This is a genomic window from Pantoea pleuroti, assembly GCF_014156615.1.
Lineage (GTDB): Bacteria > Pseudomonadota > Gammaproteobacteria > Enterobacterales > Enterobacteriaceae > Pantoea > Pantoea agglomerans.
In genome coordinates this window covers 456,490-478,346 of record NZ_SBFD01000003.1, presented here as the reverse complement: position 1 = coordinate 478,346, position 21,857 = coordinate 456,490, and the positions used below count along the sequence as shown (strand labels likewise).

The following is a 21,857-nucleotide window of genomic DNA, read 5'->3' as shown; positions in this document are numbered from 1 at the left end:
AAACGAATTTCACTTGCACCTGCTAACCCCTAAGCTGCCGGGGCAGGCAAATGTTCAGACAGGGTACCGGATATGTTTGAAAGTCGTACCGCCGAGCGCGCCGCTCGCGGAGTCAGAAAAGTCAAACTCGCACTGCTGGGGCCCGCTTTTATCGCCGCTATCGGCTATATCGATCCGGGCAACTTTGCGACCAACATTCAGGCGGGCGCTGCTTACGGCTACAAATTGCTGTGGGTGGTGGTATGGGCCAACATCATGGCCATGCTGATTCAACTGATGTCAGCCAAGCTGGGTATCGCTACCGGCAAAAACCTCGCTGAACACATTCGCGATCGTTTTCCCCGGCCCGCCGTCTGGTTTTACTGGGTGCAGGCGGAAATTATCGCGATGGCCACTGACCTGGCGGAATTTATCGGAGCCGCGCTGGGGTTCAAACTGCTGCTCGGTATTTCATTGATGCAGGGCGCGGTGCTGACCGGCATCGCCACGTTCCTGATATTGATGTTACAGAGCCGTGGGCAAAAGCCGCTGGAGCTGGTGATTGGCGGACTGCTGCTGTTTGTGGCGGCGGCCTATATCGTCGAACTCTTCTTCTCCCAGCCCAATGTCAAAGAGCTGGTAATCGGCATGGCGCTGCCCGCGTTACCGACGTCGGATGCTGTATTCCTGGCGGCGGGTGTGCTGGGTGCGACCATTATGCCGCACGTGATTTATCTGCACTCCGCGCTGACGCAGGGTAAAAGTGAGGACAGCAAAGGCCAGCGTTACTCCTCAACCAAACTGGATGTGGCGATTGCCATGACCATTGCCGGATTTGTTAACCTGGCGATGATGGCGACCGCCGCAGCGGCATTTCACTTCAGCGGCCACAGTAAAATCGCTGAACTCGATCAGGCCTATCTGACGCTGCAACCTCTGTTAGGCCAGGCGGCGGCGATAGTGTTTGGTCTGAGCCTGGTAGCGGCCGGATTATCTTCAACGGTGGTCGGTACGCTGGCGGGGCAGGTGGTGATGCAGGGCTTTATCCACTTCCATATTCCCCTGTGGGTGCGCCGAACCGTCACCATGCTGCCCTCCTTTATTGTCATCTGGGCAGGCTGGGACCCGACAAGGGTTCTGGTAATGAGTCAGGTGCTGCTGAGTTTTGGTATTGCGCTGGCGTTGATTCCGCTGCTCTCCTTTACCGGCAACCGCGAGCTGATGGGCGATGATATGGTTAACTCGCGCCTGATGCAGAACACCGGGCGACTGATCGTGCTGCTGGTGATTACGCTGAATCTTTACCTGCTGGTGGGTGAAGCGCTGGGGCTGTAGCGACTGTGAAACCTGAAACGCCCGGTTCTGCCGGGCATTGCAGACAACTGACAAACTCAAGTCAGATATCTTTCAGCCGCGAATTAGCTTAAAGCACAGGGAATCCGGTCAGAAGAGGAAAGCGTCCCGCGCCAGGGACAAAAACGCCGGGAGCGTTTTTGAACAACGCAAAGCGTTGGCCCGGCTACGGGCGCACCTCAGGGATGAGGTGCGTAATCGCGCGGGACGAGCATGTCAGGGATGACATCTTTTGCGTCTTTCCGATCTGACCGGGTTTCCTGTGCTGGCTCCGTCTGGCAGCAATCAGGCCTGACCTAATCAATAAATAAAAACGCCCGGTTCTGCCGGGCGTTTTTATTAATGGCGATCGTGTCCGTGATGGTCAGGCCCACGACGGTCATGATGATCCCAGCCACGATCACGATCGCGGCGATACTGATGTTCCCAGCGACGCTCGCGGTCGCGCTCATGCCAGCGGTGTTCGCGCTCCCACTGCTGCTGACGACGCCACTCTTCGTGTCGCCACCAGCGGCGTTCGTTGTAAGAATAGCGGTCGTTCCACCAGCGCGGTTCACGCCAGCGGCCACCATCCCAGTAATAGCCACGGCGATCGCGATCGCCAAGATTCAGGGTGACGCCGGGGGCCAGAGTAATAGAGGCACTGGAGGCCTGGGCTGTGTGGTGTGCCAGCGGCGACAGCAAGGCCAGCAGGGCAGCAAAAATAAGGGCTCTTTTCATTTTCTTCTCCTCATCAACAGTCTGATGCTGTTGCGGCGCAGCGAGTATGCCTGCGTATTGCTGTTGTTACCGCATCATTGTGTCGGAAGATTGTGAGGAAATTGGGGAGAGAAAGGGGTTTGAGACTATTCTGGCGCAGAAACGCCCGGCGTCAGCCGGGCGCTAAAACCGTTACAGTAGCGCCGCGTCAATCGCAGCTAACTCGCTGTCGCTGAACTGACGGTGAGCAAGCATCGCCATCGCGTCATCGATCTGGGCCGTTTTGCTGGCTCCGATCAGTACTGAAGTCACACGCTCATCGCGCAGCACCCACGCCAGCGCCATCTGCGCCAGCTTCTGTTCGCGCTGCTGCGCAATAGCATTAAGCTTGCGGACTTTCTCCATCTTCTCATCCGTCAGCTGGTTCTCATTCAGGAACTTGCTGCCGCTGGCCGCGCGCGAATCTTCCGGAATGCCCTGCAGATAGCGATCGGTGAGCACGCCGCCTGCCAGCGGAGAGAAGGCGATACAGCCGACGCCCGCATCGCCCAGCGTCTGAATCAATCCCTGCTCAGGTGTGCGTTCAAACATCGAATAGCGCGGCTGGTGAATCAGACAAGGGGTGCCGAGATCGCGCAGGATAGCTATCGCTTCGGCGGCAAGGTCGGCCGGATAGTTTGAAAGGGCAGCGTAAAGCGCTTTGCCCTGGCGCACCACATGATCCAGCGCGCGCATCGTCTCTTCCAGCGGGGTTTCCGGATCGGGACGGTGATGATAGAAAATATCCACATACTCCAGCCCCATTCGCTTCAGGCTCTGATCCAGACTGGCGACCAGATATTTACGCGAACCCCAATCTCCATAAGGCCCCTGCCACATGGTATAGCCCGCTTTAGTGGAGATGATCAGCTCATCACGATGGGCACGAAAATCTTCCCGCAGAATACGCCCGAAGTTCTCTTCTGCTGAGCCAGGTGGTGGGCCGTAATTGTTGGCTAAGTCGAAGTGCGTGATGCCAAGGTCAAACGCATGACGCAGCAGCTCACGGCTGTTATCGACCCGGGTACTGTCACCAAAGTTATGCCACAGTCCCAGCGAAATGGCGGGCAGTTTGATGCCGCTGCGGCCGCTGCGGCGATATTCCATCTGTTGATAGCGATCGGGATGAGGGAAAAGGGACATTCAGCGCTCCTGGATAAAACGGGGATATGTGCCAAAAGTGTATCAGTGTATACGGTTACACTTAGTGACAGCGCGCTGCAATTCGCATTTTTACAGAATATTCCGCCAGCGTAACGTCGCCTTTCCAGCCATTGCGGCTGGCTAAAATAGCGGCACGCCTCGCTAATTTTATCCTCTGTCAGATACTTAACCCGACTCTTCCCTGAAAGGAATGCGCAATGTCCATATTCACTGTTGGAGATTACCTGCTGACCCGTCTGCAGGAGATTGGTGTAAAGCATCTGTTTGGCGTGCCGGGCGACTATAACCTGCAATTTCTTGACCACGTCATCGCCCATCCGGCCATCAGTTGGGTAGGCTGCGCTAATGAGCTTAACGCAGCCTATGCGGCAGACGGTTATGCACGCTGCAACGGCGCGGGAGCGCTATTGACCACGTTTGGTGTGGGCGAACTCAGCGCGATTAATGGCATTGCGGGCAGTTATGCCGAGTATCTGCCGGTGATCCATATCGTTGGCGCGCCTGCGACGCAGGCCCAGTTGCAGGAGGATTGTGTTCATCATTCGCTGGGCGATGGCGATTTCCAGCATTTTATCCGCATGGCCGCAGAAGTCAGTGCGGCAACGGCACAGCTTACCGCTGACAACGCCACGGCTGAGATCGATCGGGTGATCGTCAGTGCGCTGCAGGCTCGTCGTCCCGGCTATTTGTCACTGGCCGTCGACGTGGCGGCCATGGAGGTGCAGCCACCCACGCAGCCCCTGAACAGTCATCAATCCTCTTCGCCCGCTGCGCGTCGCGCTTTCAGCGATGCGGCGGAACGGTTACTGGCACCGGCAGAGCGGGTTTCACTGCTGGCCGATTTTCTTGCGCTGCGCTGGCAGCAGCAGTCCGCACTGGCCGCGCTGCGTGAGCAGTGTGCTATTCCCTGTGCCAGCCTGCTGATGGGCAAGGGGGTTCTGGATGAACAGCAGCCGGGTTACGTCGGTACCTATGCCGGTGAGGCCAGCGCAGGTCAGGTGTGCGAACAGATTGAGCAGGTGGATGTGGCGATCTGCGTCGGGGTGCAATTTACCGACACCATTACTGCAGGCTTCACGCAGCAGTTTAACCCTGAGCGACTGATTGATCTGCAGCCCTTCAGCGCCAGCGTGGGCGGTGAAAATTTTGCGCCGCTGTCGATGGCGGAGGCGCTGAGCGAACTGCTGCCGCTATTTGAACGCTATGGCCGGCAGTGGCAACCCGCCGCCGCGCCGCCCGCTGCGCAGCCTGCAGAACCGGCGGCAGTGATCAGCCAGCAGGCGTTCTGGCAGGCGATGCAGGCATTCCTGCAACCCGGTGACCTTATTCTGGCCGAGCAGGGGACTGCCGCCTTTGGCGCGGCCGCGTTAAGATTGCCCTCGCAGGCGCAGCTGGTGGTTCAGCCATTATGGGGATCAATCGGCTATACTCTTCCGGCAGCGTTTGGCGCGCAGACTGCCGATCCTGATCGCCGGGTTATCCTGATCATCGGAGACGGTTCGGCGCAGCTGACAATTCAGGAACTGGGTTCGATGCTGCGTGACCAGCAGCGACTGATACTCTTTTTGCTGAATAATGAAGGCTATACCGTCGAACGGGCGATTCATGGCGCAACACAACGTTACAATGATATTGCCCAGTGGAACTGGACGGCCTTACCGCACGCCCTTAGCCTGCAGGGCCAGGCGCAGAGCTGGCGTATCAGTGAAACGGTGCAGTTAGAGGAAGTGATGGCGCGACTCTCAGAGCCGAAGTGGCTCTCTCTGGTTGAAGTCGTTATGCAGAAAGAGGATTTGCCGCCACTGCTACGAAAAGTCACCGCCTGCCTGAATCAACGCAACGGCGGCTAAGATTCAGATAGTTGCCGCTGTGCAGGGTGGGCTATCGCGGTTAGGCTGTAGCACACCTGAGTAAGACGCTCACCAATCGCACCGGTGAGCGTTGTTGTTTTATGGGCAGAATTTTATAGTGTCCTCCAACTCTTAAGACCCCAAGCGGAGCAACAGAAGAATGACAACTTATGCCTTGGTCGGCGATGTCGGCGGTACTAACGCACGCCTCGCCCTGTGTGAGGTGGAAAGCGGCAGCATCACCCAGGCCAAAACATTCTCAACATCAGAATACGACAGCCTCGAAGCCGTCATCCGCCACTATCTTGATGAACAACAGCAGGACGTTAAAGATGGCTGTATTGCCATTGCCTGCCCGATTACCGATGACTGGGTTGAAATGACCAACCATGACTGGGCGTTTTCCACGCGCAAGCTCAAAGAGAACATCGGTTTTGAACACCTGGAAATCATTAACGACTTCACTGCGGTATCCATGGCGATCCCGATGCTGACCGCCGAAAACGTGATTCAGTTTGGTGGTACAGAGCCAGTCAAAGATAAGCCTATCGCGATTTATGGTGCCGGCACCGGATTAGGCGTCAGCCATCTGGTGCATGTGGACAAGCGCTGGGTCAGCCTGCCAGGTGAGGGCGGTCATGTCGACTTTGCTGCCAACAGTGAAGAAGAAGATCAGATCCTGGAAGTGCTGCGCGAAGAACTGGGCCATGTTTCAGCGGAACGTGTGCTGTCAGGTGCCGGTCTGGTTAACCTCTATCGTGCGATTGTTAAAGTGGATAATCGCGTGCCGGAAAATCTGAAGCCGAAAGATGTCAGCCAGCGTGCGCTGGATGACAGCTGCACCGACTGCCGTCGCGCGCTGTCAATGTTCTGCGTCATCATGGGCCGTTTCGGCGGCAACCTGGCGCTGAATCTCGGCACCTTTGGTGGTGTCTATATTGCCGGCGGCATCGTGCCACGCTTCCTGGAGTTCTTTAAGTCGTCGGGTTTCCGTGCGGCGTTTGAAGATAAAGGCCGCTTCCGCGACTATGTTGCCAGTATCCCGGTTTATATGATTACGCACGACCAGCCTGGCCTGCTGGGCGCGGGCGCGCATCTGCGCCAGACGCTGGGTCGCGAAATCTGATTCTGCTTTACCTCGCGCGCACTGCCATTCTGCGCGCGAGCGATTTTCCCGATCTGCCTGCTTCACCGGGGCAGGATCGGGGAATTCCCTCCCGACTTTTTGCTGCTCTCCTGCTTCGCCATCCCCCTTTCTGAACAGGTCTTTAACCGTACTGCGCTACAGGCGCATCAGCTGTCGAAACTGCTTCACCTTACTGCGGCTGACCGGCACCTGAAACTCCAGATCGCGCAGCTTCAGCAGATAGGTATTGTTAAACCACGGCTCGATTTCACGAATCTTGCTGAGGCTGACACAGAAAGAGCGGTGGCAGCGGAAAAATTGCTGTTCCGGCAGGCGTGAACAGAACTCGGTAATATTCATCGACATCACGTAGGATTCGCGCCGGGTATAAACAAACGTCAGCTTCTCATGCGCCTCAACGTAGTAAATATCATTCACGTCAGTGACGATAATACGCTCATCTTTGATCAGGTTGACCGTCTGCGGTGCGGGCGTGGCAGTGAGATGGCTGACCGCCTGCTGCGCCTGCGCTGTGGCTTCGAGCTTGTTCAGCATGGTGACAATTCGCGACTCCTGATAGGGCTTGAGAATGTAGTCAAACGCCTCCAGCTCAAACGCTTCCACCGCATGCTCTTTCCACGCGGTAATAAAGACAATCAGTGGCTTGTGGGCAAACTGATGGATATTCTGTGCCAGCAGCATGCCATCCAGTGAGGGGATGTTGATGTCGAGGAAAATCACATCAACCCGATGCTGTTGCAGGTATTTCAGCACGTCCAGACCATCGTCAAAACAGGCTTCAATCTCGATTTTGCTGTGATGCTGAATCATCCAGCTCAGCTCCTGCTGCGCCAAAAATTCATCTTCCACAATAATGGCTTTCATAACAGATTCTCCGCCAGGCGCTGGCCATTCTTACTCAGCGTAAAGGAAATCTCGGTGCCCGGCTGATGCCGCACGATATTCAATCCCTGACCCGACAAAAGTTTTACCCGATGATGCACATTGAGCAGGCCGATTTTATTACCGGGCATCTCGTTGCGTGCCACCCGTGCTATCACTTCGTCACTGATGCCCTGGCCGGTATCCCGCACCGAGATCCGCACCTGATCGCCCAGATCCCGGACGCTCAGCGTCACCACGCCTTTGCCTTTACACGGCTGGATGCCATGGACAATGGCATTCTCCACCAGAGGCTGGATCAGCAGACTCGGCAGCAGAAAATGGAGATCCTCATCGACGTCATAGATCATCGTCAGCTTATCGCCAAACCGGGCCTGCTCGATGGCGATGTAATCTTTCACCTGCCACAGCTCTTTACGGATGTCGATTAGCTCATCGTCGTTCAGTTCCAGGTTATAGCGCAGATAGCGTGACAGGTTGATCACCAGCTGGCGGGCGGTATCGGGATTGAGCCGGATAGAAGAGGAGATAGCATTCAGGGCGTTGAACAGGAAATGAGGATTTATTTTACTTTGCAGCGCACGCAGTTCCGCTTTATTCGCCATCTCGCGCAGCTGCTCGGCACGCGACACTTCAAGCTGGGTTGAGATGATTTGTGACAGGCCAATCGCCATCTCCTTCAGCGAGCCGGTAATACGGTGCGCGCGGCGATAGTAGATTTTCAGCGTGCCGGTGACTTTGCCTTTCTCCCACAGCGGGATCACGATCATGGAGTGAATATCTTTGGTGCGATGCGCTTCATCGTTGTTCTTAATAATAATTTTACCGCTGGCGATCGACTGCGCCGTGGTGGGGCTGATGCCATCATCCCCATGTTTATAGTTGTGTTCGCCATAGCCGACGTAGGCCAGAATCTGTTTTTTATCGGTCATCGCCACTGCATCGGCTTTGATCTCCCGTCGGATAATGTCACAGATGTTGCGCAGCGAGTCGCTGTTCACCTGACGAAACAGCGGCAGAGTTTTATTGGCGATCTCCAGCGCCAGCTTGGCCTGGCGGGCGGCAATCGCCTCTTTCTCCCCCTCAACGCTCTGCACCAGTAGCACAATGATACCGATACTGGAGGCACCGAGGATCATCGGCAGGGCAATTTCCGACACAATCGCCAGCCCGAGTGAGGTGGGGCGCGCCCACACAACAATCAACAACATCGTCAGGGCTTCACAGAGCATGCCGCCGACGATTCCGGCACGCCAGCGGTGCTCTTTCAGTACCCGGCGATTAATACCGCCCGCGACGATACCGGCAATGATGCTGGTAATCAGGCAGGGCACGGAGGTTACGCCGTGAATATCGATCAGAAAACGGTGCAGACCGGCAATAACCCCGGTGGCGATCCCGACCCAGGGACCAAACAGAATGCCGCCCGCCATCACGGCGATGACCCGCACATTCAGCAGTGAACCATCGACATCGACACCCGACCAGGTACTGAACAGCGCAAACAGGGAAAAGATGGCAGTAACCGCCACTTTCTCCGCACGGGTGTGTTCATCTTTTTGCAGCAGCTGACGAAACGGGCGGGTGCGTGTCAGGAAGAACAGGCAGATCAGCATCAGGGCGGCGCGGTCAAATACTGCCAGTAACATCGTGAAGTGGGAGGACACAGGCGACTCGTCGGCAATGGAAAGTGCCTCTATGATAAAAAATGTGATCGCGAACCGCTAGCGTCCCGATCAATCACGGCGGGAGTTAGTGCTTCAGATCAATTTTTATGGCATATGGGCAAAAAGAGGAAAGGTTGAGTGCATTAAAGGGGAACAGTTTTTCGCCCTGCAGAGGCTGGTCGCTAAGGTGCCGTTTTGCTATGTTGCGCGATGAGGTGCGCCAGTGACCGCTGGAAAACCGCGCCCATCGGGAGCAGCAGATGCAACTAGTCACCGCCAGATTAACCCTGAGTAAATTACAGCCAGAAGACTGGCAACTGTTTCGTGCCGTCCATGAAGATCGCGACACCATGACCTGGGTGAGCGAAGTCCCCGATGAAGCGGATATCCGCCAGCGCTTCACCGAGCGTCTTGCGCCCTGGCAGGCGAGCAGTTTTCATATGCTCTGCCTGGTTGCACGACGTCGTGACAACGGTGAGCCGATTGGCCTGTTTGGCTGCAGCCCCGAATGGGAGCCATACCGTCAGGCGGAGGTGGGCTATATGCTGCTGCATCGCCACTGCGGTCAGGGATATGGCAGCGAAGCCCTGGCGGCGCTGTGTCAGTTTTTGCTTGAAGCCGATTTCCACAAACTCAAAGCGATGGTGATTGAAGGTAACTGGGCATCACGCCGTATTCTGGAGAAAAACGGCTTTCAGCTGGAGGGCACGCTACGGGATAATTATCTGCTGAACGGCTGCTGGGTGAACGATTGGCTGCTGGGGCGGCTGAATCCGCAAAAATAAAAATATTTTCCGCCACCCTCGACAAAATGATCCTCGCCACGTTATGTTCGTAACGGGTCACCACAGTGACCCGCGTCGCTCGGACGGTCCGGGCGCTTACGTAATCCAGAGGACATCATGGCTGATAACAGCACACCCCGTCGTTTCTCGCGTATCGAACGCTTACCCCCTTACGTTTTCAACATCACCGCTGAACTGAAGATGGCTGCGCGTCGGCGCGGCGAAGATATCATCGACTTTTCAATGGGCAACCCGGATGGCCCGACTCCGCCACACATCGTCGAAAAGTTATGCCAGGTGGCGCAGCGTGACGATACCCACGGTTATTCCACCTCTCGCGGTATTCCGCGCCTGCGCCGGGCGATCTCGCGCTGGTACGCCGATCGCTATCAGGTTGATATCGATCCTGAATCAGAGGCGATTGTCACCATCGGTTCCAAAGAAGGCCTGGCGCACCTGATGCTGGCGACGCTGGATCACGGCGATACCGTGCTGGTTCCCAATCCGAGCTATCCGATTCATATCTACGGTGCGGTGATTGCCGGGGCGCAGGTGCGCTCGGTGCCGCTGGTGGCGGGTGTCGACTTCTTCAATGAGCTGGAACGCGCCATCCGCGAGAGCTATCCCAAGCCAAAAATGATGATCCTCGGCTTCCCGTCCAACCCCACCGCACAGTGTGTGGAGCTCGACTTTTTTGAACGGGTGATTGCGCTGGCGAAGCAGTACAACGTGCTGGTGATCCACGATCTGGCCTATGCCGACATCGTCTACGATGGCTGGAAAGCGCCATCGATTATGCAGGTACCGGGCGCGCGTGATGTCGCCGTCGAATTCTTTACCCTGTCAAAAAGCTACAACATGGCAGGCTGGCGCATCGGTTTCATGGTGGGCAACAAAGAGCTGGTCGCCGCGCTGGCGCGAATCAAAAGTTATCATGACTACGGCACCTTTACGCCACTGCAGGTGGCGGCGATTGCGGCGCTGGAAGGGGATCAACAGTGCGTGCGCGACATCGCAGAGCAGTACAAACGCCGCCGTGATGTGCTGGTCAAAGGATTGCATGAAGCGGGCTGGATGGTGGATAACCCGAAAGCCTCAATGTACGTCTGGGCAAAAATACCGGATCATTACGCACATCTTGGGTCGCTGGAGTTCGCTAAGCAACTGCTACAGGAGGCGAAAGTCTGTGTCTCGCCCGGTATCGGGTTTGGCGACTATGGTGACACGCACGTGCGTTTTGCGCTGATAGAGAACAGCGATCGTATTCGTCAGGCGGTACGGGGAATTAAAGCGATGTTTCGTGCCGATGGCATATTGCCAGGCAGCATAAAAATGGAAGAAGAACGCTGACAGCCAGCAGGGGCGACTCCGGGGTCGCCCCGTGGCGGCACTGTCACGCCATTACTTCAGCAGCAGAACAAAGGTTCCGAACCAAAGTAACGCGAAAAAAGATATTCCCATCAAGGCATATTTCACAAAGCAACTCCTCTGAGCGGTTACGATGATGGCGATCCCAAACCAGTGCAACGCGAACAGATGTGGAAAAGAGATCGCCATTTACAGTCATGGTCTGCTCTTTTCCGGGTTGATCTGAATAACTCAGAACAGGATCGAGCGCTAATTTACGCGGAATCCTCCCCAAATGAAATAGGTCCGTTCTGAGATATTGCTCACAATTTTACGGCACTTCGATTTCAGGGATCGCCGACATGCCTACACGTAACTGAGCCAGATGCTGTTGGTCGCCATCCAGCACAATTTTCACCGGCAGACGTTGAACGACTTTAGTGTAGTTGCCGGTGGCGTTATCGGGAGAGATCGCCGAAAAAGTTGCGCCGGTGGCCGGTGCGATGCTGTCCACATGACCAGTAAAGGTCTCGCCCGGCAGGGCGTCCACCCGGATCCGCACCCGCTGGCCGGGACGCACATCGCTTAACTGCGTCTCAAGATAGTTAGCAGTAATGTAGGTTTGCTGCAGTGGCACTACCGCCAGCAGACGGGTGCCGGCTGATACGTACGCGCCGGTCCGCACCGAGCGCTGACCCACCATGCCGTCAACGGGCGCAGTAATGCGGGTGTAGGAGAGATTCAGCCTGGCCTGATCGACGCTGGCCTTCGCCGCTGCAACGTCCGCTTCTGCTGAACGCACCGCCGCCTGTAGCACTCCCACCTGTTTTACTGCTGACGCCAGCGCGGCCTGACTCTGATGCACAGCTGCCAGCGCCGAGCGCTGGTTTGAGCTGGCTTTCTGCTGATCGTCGGCTGCCACGGTACCGCTTTTATAGAGGCGGTTATAACGATCGGCGCTCTGACCGGCATACTGCGCAGAGGCTTCGCTGGCCGCCACGCTGGCTTTCTGCTGATCAATCACCGACTGCTGCTGCTCCAGCTGTGCCTGGCTGCTCAGCAGTTTCGCCTGGCTCACCTGCAGGTCAGCCTCCGCACTCTCCAGCGCCACACGATAGTCACGATCGTCCAGCGTCGCCAGCAGCTGACCCGCTTTGACCTGCTGATTATCCTGCACCTGCACGTGGCTGATGTAGCCCGAGACTTTCGGTGCCACAAGGGTGTAGTCCGCATTGACGTAAGCGTCGTTGGTGCGGTGATCGTTGCCGGTCATCAGTGACCAGACCACAAAAGCGATGGCCAGTAACACCAGCAGCAACAGACTCAGCAGCAGGGTTCTTTTCATTTCGAAAGCACGCATATTCAGTTATTCCGGGAAGGGTTTTGAATCAAAGTTTGAGGCGGCCACACCCGTTTTGGCAGGATGGCGGTAAGCAGTAACAGGCAGGCGGCAAAGCCGGTCAGCATCAGCCAGCTGTCGCTCAGTCCAAGGATCGTGGCCTGATGCCTGACCAGGGTGGCGAATCCGCTGAGATTATAGGCGGCGCTGATGCTGCCATCCGGCAACAGCGGCAAGCTGCTGCTGGCCTGACTGGCCGTCGGCGCTGTCATCAGCCAGCTGCGACTGGATGCCTGATTAATCAGCACACTGGAGTGAAACTGCTCACGATGCGAAAGGAAAACCTCAACCAGCGTAGAGGCAGCGATGCTGGAAAAGCCGCGCACCGTATTAAACATCGCCGAGGCAAACGGGCCTTCTGGCGGGGCCACAACGCTGGTGGCGCTCATCAGTATCGGCAAAATGATCATCGGTTGTCCGAACGCCTGCAGGATCTGCAGCAGCCAGAAATTCTGTCTTGCCCAGTCACTGGTGATCTGTGAGCCCAGCAGGCAGGAGGTCACCAGCAGGCCAACGCCCGCCGTCAGCATCCAGCGGCAGTCGATCCAGCGGATATTCAGCAGGGCCGCAATCAGCGGTGCGATCAGCAGTTGCGGCAGACCCACCGCCAGCGCCAGCGGGGCAAACTCAAGGGTGCGAAAGCCGCTGACCTGAGCAAAATAGGCCGAAGGCAGCGCGGAGCCTGAAAGCCCAAGGATGAGCACGCAGGCCAGGCCCAGCAAGCCATGCGCCAGATTTGGCCGTCGGAGCATCTGCAATTTAAACAGCGGCAGCGGGTGAAACCATTCATTAATCAGGAAAACCAGCAGCAGCGGCAGCGCGGTGAGCAACATACCGGTAATCAGTGGCGAGTTCAGCCAGTCGAGGCGCTCACCCTGGGTCAGCACCAGAATCAGCAGCGCAACACCACTGCAGCCGGTCACCATGCCGAACAGATCGATCTGCTGAAAGCGTTCCGGCCGCAGCGGATCCTGGGGCAATCCCCATCCTGTCAGCAGCATAGCGATCAGCATCAACGGCACGACCTGCCAGAACACCATCATCCAGCTGACGTGATCGGTCCACAACGAGGCCAGCGAGGCCGCCATATTGGGGCCAAACGTCGCAGTCAGGGCATAGCCCGCCAGGCCAAAAAGTTTAAAGGGCGGCGGCAGAAAGCGCAGGGCGACCGTCATCAGCATCGGTGGTAAGGCGCCGCCAAACAGGCCCTGCAATACGCGCAGAGTGATAAACAGCGTCGGATCCCGCACCAGCGGCAGCAGAATGCCGGTCAGCATAAATCCCGCCGACACGCCTAACGTAAAACGCCGCAGCGACAGGGTGACGGCAAACCAGGGCGCAATCATCATGGCGGCTACTTCTGCCGCCTGATAACCAGAGATAATCCAGCTACCCTGATCGTAACTGATGCCGATAGCGGCACGTATATCGGCCAGCGCGATATCACTGACGCGATCGTTCAGCCCGGAGGTCAGGGCGGCGATGAGCACGCCGACTAATCCCAGTGCCAGTCGCAGTGTAAAAGGATGAGGGGCCGGCGCGGTGGCAGGCTTAGCATTCATTGCAGGCGATCTCGTTATTATGATGCAGTGTACTGCGATGTGATACAGGTCGTAATATTACATCCCGGTATACTGTATTGCAATGTGGTACAGGCTGTAAAAAGTGCGGCATTCGCGCTACAGTAAGGCAGCTCAAACAGGACGACGCTATGGCACATCAACCCTCCAGCCGCGAGGATGAAAAAACGGGCGGTATACAGGTCATCGCCCGTGCGGCAAAAATTCTTAATGCGCTTGGCGAACAGCCCGGCGGCATGAGCCTTGGTGAGATCGCTCAGGCGGTCGAACTGCCGCGCTCAACGGTGCAGCGTATTGTTGCTGCGCTCGACAGTGCAGAGCTGGTGCGCAGCAGCGGGGCGGGCGGACTGCGTCTGGGGCCGGCGCTGTTAAAACTGATCTCCAGCGTACATACCGATGTGGTTGATCTGGTCAGTCCGCTGCTGGAAAAACTCTCTTCCGACACCAATGAAACCGTCTCGCTGGCGCGCGCCAGCGGCAGCCAGCTGGCGATTATTCACCACGTGGTGGCGTCGCGTGAGCTTCGGGTGGTTCCGCATATGGGACTCAATCTGCCGCTCTACAGCACCTCCGGTGGACGGGCGTTGCTGGCGCTGGAGTGTGAAAAAGATGTACGGACGATCGTTGGCGACGCCTGGCAGGAGTTAACCGATATGACGGTGAAAACGCTGCCTCAGTTGCTGCAACTTATCAGGGAAGTGCGCGAAACCGGTATCGCCGTGGATCGCGGTGAAACGCTGGAAGGTATCTCTACCATGGCGTTTGCGCTGGATACGCTGTTTGGTCGCTTTTCTGTCTCTTTGCTGGTGCCCTCTGCACGTTTTCTGCGACACGAAGCCCGTTTTCGTGACGAGATGCTGAAGTGTAAAGAGGCACTGGTGCGTGAAATCGGCAAAGTCGCCGCGATAGAAGGATAAGCATTCGATGAAAACCCTGCTGATGGCCATTGATCACTCTCCGGTAGCGGAAAAAGTGGTCGCCTTAACCATTGAAGAAGCGCTGGCGCATCGCGCCGAGGTGGTCGTGCTGTGCTGCGTCGATCCCGCTTACTCCTCCTGTAATCAGCCAATGGAAATCGATGCGGGTGAAGATCCGGCCGATTTTGTGGCCGCGCAGGATGAGCAGAATACGGCAGAAATGGTGGTGCGCCATGCACTGGCTCCGTTACTGCGCGCGGGCATTAATGCGCGGGGCATGATTCTGGCGGGTGACGCGGCAGATACTATCGTTGCCCAGTCGCAACAGCTCAAGGCCAGCATGATTATCATGGGACGTCGCCATCTCTCCTCTTTGAATCGGCTGTTAAAAGGCTCGGTCAGCGCATCCGTTATTGAGCGCGCTCACTGTCCTGTGCTGATCGATGTGCGTAAGGATTAATCCCGCCGCATGAATGCTCTGCTTTTTATTACGCTGGCCGCGTTTGCGCTGCTGGCGCTGATTGTAATTGTACTGATCAAAACCACCCGGCTGCGTTTGTGGCAGGGGCTGATCATCTTTCTGCTGCCCCTGATACTGGCGAATCTGCTCTGGTTCAGTTGGGTTGCGCCGCATCAGTTGCAGGCCAGTCAGCGTGAGCAGGCGGTAAATCAACTGGCAAAGATGCCCGGTTATCGGGTGCTGCAGACTCAGGAGCCGGCGTTATGGCTGTTGCTGACCCAGGAGCTGACCCGGCGCATCCGGGCGGGGGAGCCGGCTGAGAAGGCGACGGGCGAGCTACGTGGCTGGCTGATTGAGGTGATTAATCAGCGGCTGATGCGCGGAACTGACGCGGCGGTCGTCAACTATATCAGCGTCTCGGTTGAAGAGATGCGGGCGCTGAACCAAATCGATCCGGGCCTCTGCTTCCGTTATCTCTATCCGCAGGTGAGTGGTGGCATCAATCTGCTGACCACGCTGCCGCCGTCGCTGAATCGCAAAGAGGCGGATGCCATGGAGCAGCTGCTGCTGAACAGTCCATTGCCCGATCAGCCATTGGATAAGGCGCTGGCGCAGGATGATCTGCAAAAGATTGTCGCCCGGCTCTATCAGCAGTGGGGGGATAAGCTGCAGCAGCTGAATATGCCTGCCGACACGGCGGTTGATCGCTCATCGTTGTGTGCCATGTCGATTGACCTCTACAGTGCGATTCTGGCATTACCTGACAAGCGCGCCGCTAACCTGTTACGTAGAATGATTGCACTGACTGGCCAGTAAGCGGCAGCGGAGCAGCGGAATGGCGGGCGAAAAAAAGCCCGCTAAGCGCGGGCAGGGAAGAGAGGAACAGATTTTTATTTTTGGCATTTCCTGGTGTGGTGCAGTCTTCGTTTTGTCTGAATGCATCTTGTCACGCCGCGTATGATAGTGCTAGCCGTTTAATCGTATTACATTAATCGGTAAAAGCTTCTCAAGTTTTGATTTTTCGCGCATTAATCCTATGGATGCGCGGCACGCTGCGTCATAAACTGCGCGGCAACGTGAGGATAACTAAATGAAAAAACTAATTACCAGCGCACTGGCGCTGATTTTGCTGAGTGGATGTACTGCCAGCAAACCCGGGGCATTTGAACGTGTAGATGAAGATCCAGGCTCAAATACCGTGCAGTACCGTTTTGACCCGGTAAAGGTCAATCGTGATGCAATGAATATTGATCTGGCGAATTACTGCAGTAATAAAGGCTTTGATAAAGTCGAGGCGTTACCTGCGCAGGAGAGTCATATTCCGGGACTGCAGAAAGCGTGGTTCCAGTGTAATTATGCTGTGAAAAGCTAAATAAAACGGGCGGGATAATTATCCCGCCCTTAAAGTTTAATGCTTTTATTTTATGCTGTGTGACATCTTTGCCCGTTAGCGGCGATGGTGACCGCCATGATACCCACCGTGATAACCTCCATAGTAGCCTCCATGATATCCGCCGCCACCCCCGCGGTGCCAGCCATTGTCGTGTCTGGGGCTGATGATACAACCACTTAATAAGGTCATCAGCGCAACCATCGAAGCGACTTTAATTAATCTCTTCATCGGAAGCTTCTCCTCTTTTCCAATGACTATGACACTACGCTGGAAAAGTGGAGTGAAGATGCAGGCTTTGTAGAGTTATTTAAGAAGGTATGACCGAATATTTCAGAGTGCTGCGTTTTGCAGCGGAGAATAATAAAGAAATAAGAATGAACTGAATAGTAAATACTATCAAAGAGAATAGTCTCAAAATCAAGCGAAAATAATTCTCATTTGAAAGTTTTTACAACTACATTATTAGCATGTCAGTTCAATGGGAGAGAAACATGGCGCATGACGTTAAAAATATTCTGGCTTTACAGGCTGAACTGGGCGAATGCCCGCTCTGGTCAGTGGAAGAACAGGTGCTGTACTGTGTCGATATTCTGGCACCCGCCATTCACCGTTTTGATCCGGTCAGCGGTGAACTGCAAACCTTCCCGCAGGCGGAAGAGGTGGGATGTATCGGTCTGCGTGAGCAGGGCGGTCTGATAGCTGCATTGCGTGGCGGTGTCTGGCTGCTGGATGCGCAGGGTAAGCCAGAGAAAAAGATCGCAGAGAATCCCGGTGTGGCTGCGCAGAGCCGATTTAATGATGGCCGTGTCGATCCCTGGGGGAATTTCTGGTGCGGCAGCCTGTGGGAACCGCAGGACAAAAATGGCGGGCTGCTGTGCCGTGTGACGCCTGACCTGACGCTGGAGGTCAAAGCGCGTGACATTAAAATTTCCAACGGGCTGGCCTTTTCTCCCGACCGGCGCTGGATGTATCACAGTGACACGCCGAATGAAGCGCTCTATCGCTATCCATTAAACGCGCAGGGCGAACCGGGCGAACGCACCTTGTTCCGCCGTTTCGACGCGAAAGGGGGATTGCCGGATGGTGCCGCAGTGGATAGCGAAGGATTTTACTGGTCCGCACAGTTTGATGGCGGACGCGTAGTACGCATCGATCCCCAGAGCAGCGAAATCGTCGATGAGATCCTGCTGCCGGTGAAGTGGCCAACCATGGTGGCCTTTGGTGGCGCCGATCTTAAAACGCTGTTTATTACCAGTTCACGGGAAGATCGCACCGAAGAGGAGCTGGCGCGCTATCCGCAGTCAGGCGATATCTTTGCGGTGGACGTCTCTGTGGCAGGCATGGCAGAGCCGCGATTCCGCGGCTAAACGTGAACGGGCCGCTCTGGCGCGGCCCGTCGTGATGGTTAATGACGTTGCAATACAGGTGTTGCTGTAACAGAACTCTGTGGTAAGCGGATGGTGAGTGACAGGAACAGGGAGATGACCAGCAGCGTCATAATCAGACTGAAGGTGACGGTGAACCCGCCAAACAGCGAGGCGACCAGTGAGCCCAGCACGCTACCGATACCAAATCCGAGATAGAGCAGACCATAGTTTTTTGTCAGGTTGTTGAGGCCGAAAAAGTCACTGACCAGCGACGGGAATACCGTGATGGTACCGCCAAAGCTGAAGGCTACACAGGCGAGTGACAGGAAGAAGGTGATCTCATTCATCCGGGTAAACAGCAGCACGCTCATCCCGATCAGCGACACGATTTGCGCCAGTGAAATAACCCGGATGCGCATCATTTTGTCAGACAGTATACCCAGCACCAGACGGCCACTCAGGTTGGCAATCGCGATCACCGTTACCGCACTGGCAGCGGTCTGCGTAGTCAGATGCACCAGCCCTTCGCCGATATCTTTAGCAACGCCTATCACATAGAGACCGCTCATGCAGGCTGTCAGGAACATCAGCGCCAGCATCCAGTACTGCGGCAGACGCACCGACTGTGCCAGCGTGTAATCCCGCGCATGTTGCTGACCATTCGTGCTGCTCCCGGTATCCTGAAGGGGGGCTTCACGCATCAGCAGTGCACCGAGGATAATCATCGACATCGCTAGCACGCCCCAGATCATAAAGGTCTGCTCCAGACCCACCGTCGCCAGCAGCGCCCCGCAGATAAATTTGAATCCCAGACTGCCAAGACCGTAAGCGCCAATCGCACAGGCAGAGATCATCCCTTTGCGCTCCGGAAACCACTTCACGCAGTTTGAGAGCGTCATCAGGTAACCTGCGCCATCGGCCAGACCAACCAGCAGCCCGGCGCTGAAATAGAGCATCATCAGGTTATTAGCATGCGCGGTAAGCCAGAAACCCAGCGCCATCAGCACACCCGCCCCGATAGTGACGCGGCGTACGCCAAAACGTTCCTGTAATTTACCGGCCAGCGAGGAGGCAATAGCCAGCCCCAGGCTCAGAAGACCAAAGGAAAAAGCGACCTGACTGACCGTCGCATCCAGCTTCTGTGACAGCTGGCCGTTGAACAAACTCCATGTGTAGACTGACCCCAGTGCGAACTGAGTAATTACCGTTCCGAACAATGTAAGCCAGCGAGCACGCTGGTAAGAAGCCTGTTGAGTCTGGTTCATAATTTATCTCTCCCGTCCGGGAATCTGGAAACTGTGGTCAGAATAAAGCAGTGATTCGCGCGCGTGAGCAGTAAAGGCATGAACGGAACGGATCGGGGAATGAAATGCCATTCAGGCGGTATGAATGGCATCGGAGGGGTTAGCGACGTCGCGTCAAAAGTAAGCAAAGCGGCAAATTAATAAGTAAGCGTAATTAGCCGTAAGATAATGTTTCATTAAGATGATTCTGTGAGCAGGTTTTCAGATTATTTGCCAGGCTAACAGTTCACTTATCAGGAGGAAATATGAAAGACCGGACATATGAATCCAGCACCAGTGAGGATGAAGTTTGCTGCATTATCGGTCAGGCGGTGATTGAACTCAGTACAGAACAGCAGCCTGTGACCAAATCGACGCTGGCATTAAAACTGCTGTCGATGGCCGATCGTGATAGTGACGATGAGCGTGTTCTGCTTTACTGGATTGCGCGTAAAGCGATCAATAAACCACAGAAACTCCTTCAGCAGCAGTGGGCGTAACGCCCATACGGGGGCGGGCCTCAGCCCGCCTCCGCGTCAGATGATTACCCGGCGACGACTTGCCGGCCAACGGGCAAACATCACTATATTGCCCAGTAAAATCATGACAAGGCCAGGGATGGCACTGGCATGCCACTCATATCCTTCGTAACGGGTAGAGAGTGCCAGCGCCACCAGCGGAAACAGCACCGTTGTATAGGCAGCCCGACTGGCTCCGATACGTCCCACCAGCGTAAAATAGGCCCCGAATCCCATCACCGATCCCACGATAGCCAGATAGATCAATGCCCCAAACCACTGTGTATTCCATGTCGGCTGCAGCGAAACACCCTGTAGCAGCGAGACCAGTGCCATGATCAGCGCACCGTATAACATGCCGTAACTGTTGGTTGTCAGCACGTCGCGTTGCAGACGCTGATGCCGCTGACTGATCATATTGCCGAATGAAAATCCCAGTGTGCCCAGCGCACTTAACCCAATGCCCCACATCAAGCCGGCCGAGGCATGCGTGCTGCGCAGATCGTGCCAGAACAACTCAACAATGCCCGCCATGCCGAGCACTATCGCCGGAATCAGACGTGCGGAAGGGCGCTGACGGAAAAATATCCAGCTGTTAATGGCGTTATACATCACAGCCATAGAGAAAATGACCGACTCCAGTCCGCTGCTGATATAGCCAGAGGCGTAATAGAAGCAGACAAAGTTGAAGCCAAAAACGCAACAGCCCTGCAGCACACAGAAAAGGTGATCCTGCAGTGTCAGCCTGTGCAGACGCTTTATCAGCTTAAGCAGCAATAACATGACCAGCGAGGCCAGCAAAAAACGCCAGAAGACAGCGACGGTCACGGCGCTGATGCCTGCAGACTGTTGCGCATAAATCGCAATCCAGGTCGTGCCCCAGGTGAGCACGACTGAGAGATATAAAAACAGGTTCATTGCCAGATTCTCCATCGCAAAACGCTGAGTCTGCGCCCGCAACGCTCCCTGATCTTGCAGTGGATTGCGCAGGGTTTGCAAAATCTTGCGCATTTTTACCCTCTGTCCCGATGTGCTCTGTTTTCTGTCCCGCGCAATCCGTAAACTGGCACTCTGTTTATCTGAACTGATACCCCGATGAGTCGCTTCCAGACCTTTGACATGCTGCAACGCCACAAAGCACAACTGCGTGATCAGGTGCAGCTTCACAGCGGCATTCAGCTGGCAGCCTGGTTTAATAGTGGCGATCGCGTGACAAACCTCAGCGATCATCACACGCTGAGCCTTTACGTGGCGGGCGGCTACGATACCTGGCATAAAACCCCGCATGGCTGGCGTAACGGTGGCGCACCGGACCGCTTCTGTCTGATGCCGGCAGGCACGGAATCGACCTGGGATCTGCGTGCCGATCTCGCCTTTGTTCATCTTTATTGCAGCGAGAACCAGCTGCGGCAGCTAGCCGAACGGGTCTGGGACCGCAGTCCGGCGCAGTTAAATCTGCATGAGAAAGTCTTTTCTGTTGATGACCGCATTACCCAACTCTATCGACACTTTCTGCTGAGCAGCGACTGGCAACAGCCCGCCAGCCAGCTGACGCTGAGCAGCGCATCAACACTCCTGCTGACTCATCTGTTGCAGCACTACAGCGAAGTTAAGTGGCAACTGCCCCAGGTGCGGGGTGGACTGTCTCCCGCTGTATTACGGCGGGTTCTGGAATTTATTGAAACCCATCTCGATCAGCCTTTAACCCTGGCTGTGCTGGCGCAGGAAGCGGCATTGAGTGAGTTTCACTTTGCCAGAATGTTCCGTCATACCACTGGCGAGGCACCACACCAGTTCGTGATGCGCCGTCGTATGGATCGTGCAAGGATGTTGCTTGAGCGGCCCGAGCTGACGCTGATCGATATTGCCCTTCAGTGTGGTTACCACTCTTCAGCCCACTTCAGCCATCGTTTCCGGCAGGTTTATGGCATGACGCCCTCGGCATGTCGGCGGGGGAGTCGATGAAATTTCTGAAATTGCCTCTATAGATACTGGTATTAAGCCACATTGAGGATCTACCTTTGGACT

The 21,857-nt window shown here is 55.8% G+C and carries 21 protein-coding genes; 12 read left to right on the top strand and 9 right to left on the bottom strand.

Annotated features, from left to right (window positions below; genetic code table 11):
* The first annotated feature begins 72 nt into the window (after nt 1–72).
* Complete coding sequence (locus EPG66_RS09785) at nt 73–1,314, top strand: Nramp family divalent metal transporter (protein ID WP_031590537.1); 1,242 nt, start codon at nt 73–75, stop codon at nt 1,312–1,314.
* A 357-nt stretch (nt 1,315–1,671) separates the two neighbouring features.
* On the opposite strand, the gene EPG66_RS09780 is transcribed toward EPG66_RS09785, so the two are convergent.
* Nucleotides 1,672–2,052: a DUF2502 domain-containing protein gene (locus EPG66_RS09780; protein WP_182686664.1), complete on the bottom strand. Its 381-nt coding sequence runs from the start codon at nt 2,050–2,052 to the stop codon at nt 1,672–1,674.
* A gap of 171 nt (nt 2,053–2,223) precedes the next feature.
* Nucleotides 2,224–3,213 carry an L-glyceraldehyde 3-phosphate reductase gene (mgrA, locus tag EPG66_RS09775; protein ID WP_182686662.1) on the bottom strand — a complete coding sequence of 330 codons (990 nt, stop codon included), beginning with the start codon at nt 3,211–3,213 and terminating at the stop codon, nt 2,224–2,226.
* 218 nt (nt 3,214–3,431) lie between these two features.
* Here mgrA and ipdC point away from each other — a divergent pair, with 218 nt between their 5' ends.
* Both ipdC and glk read left to right on the top strand, forming a co-directional pair.
* Entirely contained in the window at nt 3,432–5,084 is a 1,653-nt protein-coding gene (gene ipdC / locus EPG66_RS09770) for an indolepyruvate decarboxylase (protein WP_182686660.1), read from the top strand.
* Between the two features lie 160 nt (nt 5,085–5,244).
* Nucleotides 5,245–6,210 carry a glucokinase gene (gene glk / locus EPG66_RS09765; protein ID WP_010257856.1) on the top strand — a complete coding sequence of 322 codons (966 nt, stop codon included), beginning with the start codon at nt 5,245–5,247 and terminating at the stop codon, nt 6,208–6,210.
* Nucleotides 6,211–6,366: 156 nt separating this feature from the next.
* Here the strand turns inward: glk and EPG66_RS09760 are convergent, their stop codons facing one another.
* Nucleotides 6,367–7,095 carry a LytR/AlgR family response regulator transcription factor gene (locus tag EPG66_RS09760; protein WP_031590540.1) on the bottom strand — a complete coding sequence of 243 codons (729 nt, stop codon included), beginning with the start codon at nt 7,093–7,095 and terminating at the stop codon, nt 6,367–6,369.
* Nucleotides 7,092–8,762, bottom strand: coding sequence for a sensor histidine kinase (locus tag EPG66_RS09755; RefSeq protein ID WP_010257859.1), 1,671 nt, complete (start codon nt 8,760–8,762; stop codon nt 7,092–7,094). Before EPG66_RS09755 ends, EPG66_RS09760 begins: the two co-directional genes overlap by 4 nt.
* Nucleotides 8,763–9,040: 278 nt before the next feature.
* Here EPG66_RS09755 and EPG66_RS09750 point away from each other — a divergent pair, with 278 nt between their 5' ends.
* The gene (locus EPG66_RS09750) at nt 9,041–9,565 is read left to right on the top strand and encodes a GNAT family N-acetyltransferase (RefSeq protein ID WP_031590544.1); all 525 of its coding nucleotides are present in this window, start codon (nt 9,041–9,043) and stop codon (nt 9,563–9,565) included.
* Nucleotides 9,566–9,682: 117 nt separating this feature from the next.
* Nucleotides 9,683–10,915, top strand: a complete 1,233-nt coding sequence (gene alaC / locus EPG66_RS09745) for an alanine transaminase (RefSeq protein ID WP_182686658.1) — start codon at nt 9,683–9,685, stop codon at nt 10,913–10,915.
* A gap of 51 nt (nt 10,916–10,966) precedes the next feature.
* Here alaC and ypdK read toward each other — a convergent pair whose 3' ends face one another.
* From ypdK to EPG66_RS09730, 3 genes are all read right to left on the bottom strand, one after another.
* Complete coding sequence (ypdK, locus tag EPG66_RS09740) at nt 10,967–11,041, bottom strand: membrane protein YpdK (protein WP_099257831.1); 75 nt, start codon at nt 11,039–11,041, stop codon at nt 10,967–10,969.
* A 202-nt stretch (nt 11,042–11,243) separates the two neighbouring features.
* Nucleotides 11,244–12,272 (bottom strand): HlyD family secretion protein, encoded by a 1,029-nt coding sequence (locus EPG66_RS09735; RefSeq protein WP_010257869.1) that lies wholly within the window; start codon nt 12,270–12,272, stop codon nt 11,244–11,246.
* Between the two features lie 2 nt (nt 12,273–12,274).
* Nucleotides 12,275–13,873 carry an MFS transporter gene (locus EPG66_RS09730; protein WP_182686656.1) on the bottom strand — a complete coding sequence of 533 codons (1,599 nt, stop codon included), beginning with the start codon at nt 13,871–13,873 and terminating at the stop codon, nt 12,275–12,277.
* A gap of 149 nt (nt 13,874–14,022) precedes the next feature.
* On the opposite strand from EPG66_RS09730, the gene EPG66_RS09725 reads away from it, so the two are divergent.
* The 5 genes from EPG66_RS09725 to EPG66_RS09705 all read left to right on the top strand — a co-directional run bounded on the left by EPG66_RS09725 (nt 14,023) and on the right by EPG66_RS09705 (nt 18,028).
* Complete coding sequence (locus EPG66_RS09725) at nt 14,023–14,808, top strand: IclR family transcriptional regulator (protein WP_010257875.1); 786 nt, start codon at nt 14,023–14,025, stop codon at nt 14,806–14,808.
* A 7-nt stretch (nt 14,809–14,815) separates the two neighbouring features.
* Entirely contained in the window at nt 14,816–15,268 is a 453-nt protein-coding gene (locus tag EPG66_RS09720; RefSeq protein ID WP_010257878.1) for a universal stress protein, read from the top strand.
* A 9-nt stretch (nt 15,269–15,277) separates the two neighbouring features.
* A complete protein-coding gene (locus EPG66_RS09715; RefSeq protein WP_010257881.1) occupies nt 15,278–16,084 on the top strand; it encodes a hypothetical protein in 807 nt (268 codons plus the stop codon).
* 274 nt (nt 16,085–16,358) lie between these two features.
* The gene (locus EPG66_RS09710) at nt 16,359–16,640 is read left to right on the top strand and encodes a putative periplasmic lipoprotein (protein WP_031590547.1); all 282 of its coding nucleotides are present in this window, start codon (nt 16,359–16,361) and stop codon (nt 16,638–16,640) included.
* A gap of 512 nt (nt 16,641–17,152) precedes the next feature.
* The gene (locus EPG66_RS09705; RefSeq protein WP_069025250.1) at nt 17,153–18,028 is read left to right on the top strand and encodes an SMP-30/gluconolactonase/LRE family protein; all 876 of its coding nucleotides are present in this window, start codon (nt 17,153–17,155) and stop codon (nt 18,026–18,028) included.
* Between the two features lie 38 nt (nt 18,029–18,066).
* On the opposite strand, the gene EPG66_RS09700 is transcribed toward EPG66_RS09705, so the two are convergent.
* A complete protein-coding gene (locus EPG66_RS09700; RefSeq protein WP_137229962.1) occupies nt 18,067–19,293 on the bottom strand; it encodes an L-lactate MFS transporter in 1,227 nt (408 codons plus the stop codon).
* A gap of 284 nt (nt 19,294–19,577) precedes the next feature.
* Here EPG66_RS09700 and EPG66_RS09695 point away from each other — a divergent pair, with 284 nt between their 5' ends.
* Nucleotides 19,578–19,811, top strand: coding sequence for a hypothetical protein (locus EPG66_RS09695; RefSeq protein ID WP_010257893.1), 234 nt, complete (start codon nt 19,578–19,580; stop codon nt 19,809–19,811).
* 36 nt (nt 19,812–19,847) lie between these two features.
* Here EPG66_RS09695 and EPG66_RS09690 read toward each other — a convergent pair whose 3' ends face one another.
* Complete coding sequence (locus EPG66_RS09690; protein ID WP_182686744.1) at nt 19,848–20,747, bottom strand: DMT family transporter; 900 nt, start codon at nt 20,745–20,747, stop codon at nt 19,848–19,850.
* A gap of 177 nt (nt 20,748–20,924) precedes the next feature.
* On the opposite strand from EPG66_RS09690, the gene EPG66_RS09685 reads away from it, so the two are divergent.
* Nucleotides 20,925–21,794, top strand: a complete 870-nt coding sequence (locus EPG66_RS09685; RefSeq protein ID WP_182686654.1) for a helix-turn-helix domain-containing protein — start codon at nt 20,925–20,927, stop codon at nt 21,792–21,794.
* The last annotated feature ends 63 nt before the right edge of the window (nt 21,795–21,857 follow it).